Below are 5,760 nucleotides of genomic sequence, written 5' to 3'. Positions count from 1 at the left end.
CTTGAAGGCCAATGTCAGCTTTCCAAAAACTGCTTTCTACTCCAGCGCAATTTTGAACTCGACTGTCTCATGCCCACTAAGATTGCTTTTCCCGGACTGAATTGGTTCTCCGCTATGTTTATGAAGACGGAGAAACCGCGTGGTAAACAAGCGAGCCCATGGAAATGCAAGACTGCTGTGGGAACACGGTTCAGAAAACTAAGTCAGATGACGAATGAACACACGGCAGGAGGCGGTGTTCTTGCCCGCTTGGCAATGTCGCCGATGTTGGGAACTGTTCAAAATTTCTGCATGCTGCTGAATCGAAGTATGACTGCTTCTTTGCTGATGGCCAGGAGGACAGCAGGGTTTAGAAGTATTTCCTGTACGGCTTTGTCGTTGTTGATCCGAAGGTCGGGTGATCTTTGCGTATGGTTGCTTAAGGCGGTCGATTTGATCACCCCAATGCCGATCACAAGTGCGAAAGGGCCGCGATAACAGACGCCTTAGAGCGCCGCGCACCCGTTTGGAGATATTCCATTGCTCGAAGCGCGGCCTCATGGGCGTCGAGCGATGACCCCGCAACGCAGTCTTCGATCACGCGACAGAAATAGTCGGACTGGTGGCCATCCACGAATGTGTAATGGACGCAAACATCGGTGAGGCCGCCGCAAAGCAGCAACGTGTCCACCTTTAGACCCCGCAACAGGATTTCCAAGTCGGTCCCAAAGAATGCCGAATATCTGCGCTTTGGAACGACATAATCTCCCTCACGAAAACCCATTTCGTCTTTTGCGATTTCGGTTCTTGGGTCGCCCTCAAGGCAATGAACATCTTCGTCCCCATCCAGCTCTCGCCCGAAGTCGATCAGGTCGGGACGGTGTACTTCCTGAATGAAGATCACTGGAACGCCGGCTGTGTGACTTGCATCAACAACGTCGCGAACCGCAAGCATCCGGTCCTTGTAGCCGGGCATGTTGTCGATCGATCCCACCTCGCTTGTGTCGATGAACGTGCTTTTCTGAATGTCGATCACGATCAGCGCGGGGCGTCCATCGATCAGCTCACGCGCTTGCTTTGTAGAGTTTGCCACGTCGGTCTCTCCCCCCAACTCAGTTGTTTCTATCCAATCGTGTGCAGTCCCGCCAAAGGCAGAAGAACCCCGATCACGCCAGCCGTACCAGTCCGGTAGGGTACGCTCTACGCGTTTGGCGGCACACCGTCATCGCGCTTCACTTTCGGTTTCGAAAGTGAAAGTGCATCTGTCATGGACTGCAATCATTTCACACGATATCAATATCGTACTTCGATAAGCTTCAATGCATGTATCGAATAGTCTCGTCAAAAACCAGTATGGTGCCAGGGTATTTCCAATCGCCTATGGGCGGCAGTTATCACAGTGTAAACATGGGATAAGTCCTGCAGTCTATTGAACAACGAAATGATCTGTCAGTTCAAAGCACACCAAACATGACGTCGTGATGCTCGGGCAGCCGACTGTGGGTGTCATCTACGTCAAGAGCATGTATTTGGCTTCCGCCATCCATACTTCGTCCGTCCGGGGACACCCCAGGCGTGTCCCCAACCAGAGCATGAGATTCAATGTGCCCATTCTCGGTATATCTATCGGTTGAGATGATTGCCGCTCCGATTTCAGCGTCGTGATCTCTGGCCGCTCCGTCGATCGTTCCACCATCTCGCAATGCATCGGCATCTATGTCCGCGCCATCCCTTGACAGAAACGTAATTTCATCCGCCTGCTCATCGACAAAGACCGGATCAGTCCCGTCTGTGTCCTTTTGTTGTGCGGGTTTTTCCTTGTACGACGCGGATACCCCCATCACCTTGCCAACGTGAGGGGGGGCCGAAGTGCCACCGTTGGCGGGGCCACCTGCCATGGGCTCGCTGGTGTCGGCGGCATCAGAGGCGCGCAGGACTTTCGGGGAGTTGTTTTTCAGAATGGCCCCCACATCAATATCGAGACTTTTATCGTCGCCTTCCAATGTCAGATCAAACTCGTGCTCAAATGGCGTGTCCTCTGTACCGACTTGGAAAGTGCCTCCGCCATTGACCAGGATCCAGTCCGCAGAAAGCGCTAAATCCTTCTTGTCCTCGACAACCAACTCACCGCCGTTCACGATAATACCCTTCACGGTGGTGCTTTCATCCAGAACAACACGCTGGCCGGGGCCGATGACGATAACATCAGCCGCCTCCGGGTCGCGTCCGCCCCAGGTTTTGGCGTCAGACCAACGGGCATCCGCGGCTTTGATTGCTATCCCTTCGGACGTGCTGTCAGCCTCGGTTGGCAGATTTTCCTTGATCGCCGTCTTCGTCGGCTTTTCGGGATGCGGCGGGATCGACAACATGTCTTGAATCTGCTGTTTTGTGTACTTGAGTGGCTCATATGGGACATACGGAACGGTATCGAAGGGTTGGCTGCTGCTGCCCAGATCGATATCGATCTGGGATTTCGGGTCTTTCTCTTCCCCGCCAAAAACCTTCACGAAAAGGCTGCCGTTTTCGTAATAGTATGCTTTTTCCTGCGCTGATTTCAGTTTGCTTACTGAATCGACATGGAGCGCACCCGGCACAAAATGCTTTTGCGTTGCATTCAGTATTTCGACAAAGATGTACTCATTGCTGTTCGCCCCCACAAAGGTGATGTCCTGTTTTTCCAGGGAGAGGTCGCCATAGTCGTAGGAATAGAGATAGTCATTTCCATCGCCCAGAAAGACGATTTGTGTCCGCGAGGCAGCACCGGTTGCGCCGCTTGAATAGTCCTCAATCGAATTCCCGACCCGGTCGTTTATACTGTCAAAGCGTTTCAGCTGCTCGGGACCAACAGCCCCGGTGACACCATTGTCGAAGAGTTGGGCCAGTTTCGCGTCCTTGATGACGAACGCAGCGAAATCGGGATGTTTGAAACCCGCTGCACTTTTGTTAGCTGCGAGGGCGGAATGTGTCAGGAACGCACCTTCGTGCCCCGAGATCGTACCCTCTTCGTCATAGATCGCGCGGCCATGCCTACGGTTGCCAATATCAAACTCGATGTCATCCGCAGGATCGAAATCGCTGTCGAACGTCAAACCCTTGAAGTAGTTTTCGATACCGGCCCCGCCATCACTGTGCAAGCCAAGCGCCTTTGGATCGCCGAACCCAGCAAAGTGGACCGCCTCGACCTGAAAGAGCCCGCTGTAGAATTTCAAACCTGCAAGCTCGCCCGATGGATCTGCAAATGATTTGCCTGCGGCACGTTCCGCATCAGTATCGGGATTTCCAAGGTTTCCGGACTCACCGAAGAACAGGCTGTCCTTGACCCTGACATCGCTGTTGAAATTTAGGCCTTCGGGCGCGGCTTGGAATATGGAGTCAAAGAAATTGACCGTGCCGACATTCTTGTCGAGATTCGCACTCCATTCCCGCATTTTGTGCGCTTGGAAGTCACTGACTGTCAACGTGTTGTCAGCTGTGATGTAAATGCGTTCCTTGCTTTGATCAGGGTTCTTGGTGATTGCCAGCCCGGAATTGCTGCTATGGGCGCTGTTGCCCTCGAACACACCGTATTTTGCTTCATCCGGCGGCAGCAGATCGGCGAAAAGCGGGTTGCCCTTTGACTCGGCTGTAAAGGCTTTTCCGATCGCGTACCAAAACGCGCCATTGTCGCTTCCGGCAGCGATATTGTTGATCAAATGGTTGTTTGGGTTTGTGATCCAATAGGTGGAAACATTGGAGATATCTGACTCCAGAACCTCCTTGCCCTTTTCTGCCGCGCGCGTGCCAAAGCCGATATTGCCTCTCAGCAAGTTTCCGGTTTCCGCGCCATCCTCGAAGAAATAACTGTGTCCGATCGTGTCGTACACCACATTTTTTTCGATCCTGGTGTTGCTGGTCCCATGAATGGTGATGCCGCGATTGTAGGAATGATGGATCGAGCTGTTCTCGACGTACTGCCCTTCACCGCCTTCGCCCAGAAGGTGCCAATGCACAGGATAGCGCCCTAGGATTCCCTCTTGGCCCATCTTGTCGAACTCGACGCCAGAGATATGCATCTTGGCGCCGTGATGAACCATCGTATGCCCGCCAAAGCCATCTTCTGTTGAATCATCGTCGCCCGTAATTTTTACGTTCCGGCTCAGCAGTGCGACCTCGGCACGTTCATTGACGGTCCATTCCCGCTTCTCGGCGCCGATCTTTCCGTTATCGTGGGTTTCGAGATCACCAAAGTGCGAAAACTCAAGTGGCTTGTCCAAGGTCAGGGTTTTACCGTCGTTCGAAATGGATTTGATCTCGAATTCCTCGGTTTGATCGTCGTCAAAATCTGATGATGCAATAGCAATGCGATCGCCCACCTCCCAATCAGTCGCATATGCCACCCGTATTGAAGTTGCGCCGCTCTCAGCCGTTTCTCCCAGTCTGGTAAAGCTTTTTTTTGATGCATCATCTGCATGGATTTCGATACGGCTGTCTTTGCCCATTGCCATCAGAAACGCGTTGTTATTCTTGATTGAACCGTGCTGATGTTCCAATTTTTACTCTCCTTCGAGGACTGAGATATTATTGCTGTGTGAGGCGCTTCATGTTGCTTAGCCGTCTGTGTCAACCGCTGGGCGTCGTTATTGTGGTGTCAGTCTCAGCAGGTTTGCGAGCGTGCCGATAGACTCAATGCACGGTATCGATCTGTCACTTGAGCCGCTGCGCAGCATCTCGCTGGGCAGCTTCGTACAACCGGTGGTTTTTCGCTAAAATGTCTTAACGTGTCGGGAATTGGGACGCGGGCCCGGCGTTCGCTGAACACGGAGGGACGCTGTTGAAACGGGCGGTGACTCCATGCCTAATCTGCGCAAAGTCAACACATCTTCAAGCGGTAACAGTGGCCCCGCAGGACCTTGTTCTTTTGGTCGATTGAAAGCAGGGAAGGGTGGTATTTCGCTGAGAAGGTTTAACTTGGGATGACGGCAGGCATTGCATTCAACCCGCTCGTTCCCGTCGATAATGTCTGACAGATCACTTTGTCAGCAAGAAATGCATTATCTCGGCGGTATCCTGAATCATGGCCGCTTCGTTGATGCCGGGATTTTCCACCACCATTTCCACCACCGAATTGCCGATCTCGATCATCAAGCGTACCCGTCTGCGCAGTTCAGCTTCTGTCAACCCAAGGTCCAGCTCCATGAGCGAGGAGGTCAACCCGTCCGCCAGTTCTTCATGGGACGTCAGCCGAACCTCGACGAGTTGCGGCGTCGCATACATCGTTTTCAGAACAGCGACACCGCCAGGGAAGTCGCGCGTGATCTGAACCTGTCCGGACAGGATTACGGCAGTTCTGCCGACATTGAGACCTTCGTCTTGAATGTCAGTCGAAGTCTCAGCCACCGCCATATTCTGCAGATGCATCAATTGCTTGGCCAGTTCAGACACAACAGCGTACTTGTTTGGAAAATAACGATAAAGGGCGGGGGGTGTCAGCCCGGCCGCCTTACAAATCTTGTTGGTTGTCAGCTCTTCAAAACCGATGTCCTCCAAAAGTCTCGCGGCGGTTTCCAAGATCAGTTCAACGGTCTTGTTTGCCCGCGTTTGCAAGGGTTTGGTGCGTCGTTCCAACCGGTGCGAATTCATTGCGATCTCCTGTTCGCTACAGGTCCAGTGGCACCGGACTTATGCCTATATAAGTGTAGTATTTACTATATATAATCCGAGTGCTACTGTCCGTCGTCATGGTTTTTGGGGCCAATGGCGGTCTAAACTAAGAGAGAGTTTGGCTCATCTGATTGGTTTGAT

4 protein-coding genes are annotated in these 5,760 nt (G+C 52.7%); 1 reads left to right on the top strand and 3 read right to left on the bottom strand.

All coding sequences use genetic code 11. From position 1 onward, the window contains the following. Positions 1 to 477: hypothetical protein (locus tag Q1A75_RS23260; RefSeq protein ID WP_299593326.1), on the top strand; the 477-nt coding region annotated here is incomplete at its 5' end. On the opposite strand, the gene Q1A75_RS23255 is transcribed toward Q1A75_RS23260, so the two are convergent. The 3 genes from Q1A75_RS23255 to Q1A75_RS23245 form a co-directional block, all read right to left on the bottom strand. After that, positions 452 to 1,072 (bottom strand): cysteine hydrolase, encoded by a 621-nt coding sequence (locus Q1A75_RS23255; RefSeq protein WP_299555242.1) that lies wholly within the window; start codon positions 1,070 to 1,072, stop codon positions 452 to 454. The two genes, Q1A75_RS23260 and Q1A75_RS23255, sit on opposite strands and share 26 nt — an antisense overlap. Positions 1,073 to 1,433: 361 nt before the next feature. After that, on the bottom strand, positions 1,434 to 4,508 hold the full coding sequence (locus Q1A75_RS23250) for a G8 domain-containing protein (RefSeq protein WP_299555245.1): 3,075 nt from the start codon (positions 4,506 to 4,508) through the stop codon (positions 1,434 to 1,436). 478 nt (positions 4,509 to 4,986) lie between these two features. Next, entirely contained in the window at positions 4,987 to 5,598 is a 612-nt protein-coding gene (locus Q1A75_RS23245) for a TetR/AcrR family transcriptional regulator (RefSeq protein ID WP_299555248.1), read from the bottom strand. Positions 5,599 to 5,760: the final 162 nt, after the last annotated feature.

The organism is uncultured Tateyamaria sp. (assembly GCF_947504105.1).
GTDB lineage: Bacteria > Pseudomonadota > Alphaproteobacteria > Rhodobacterales > Rhodobacteraceae > Tateyamaria.
Note: the sequence above shows the minus strand (reverse complement) of the source record. Positions and strands in the feature narration are given on the sequence as shown.

Excerpts from the sequence above, each read along its gene's own strand:
- Q1A75_RS23245 (WP_299555248.1), bottom strand. The coding sequence starts at position 5,598 with ATGAATTCGCACCGGTTGGAACGACGCACCAAACCCTTGCAAACGCGG.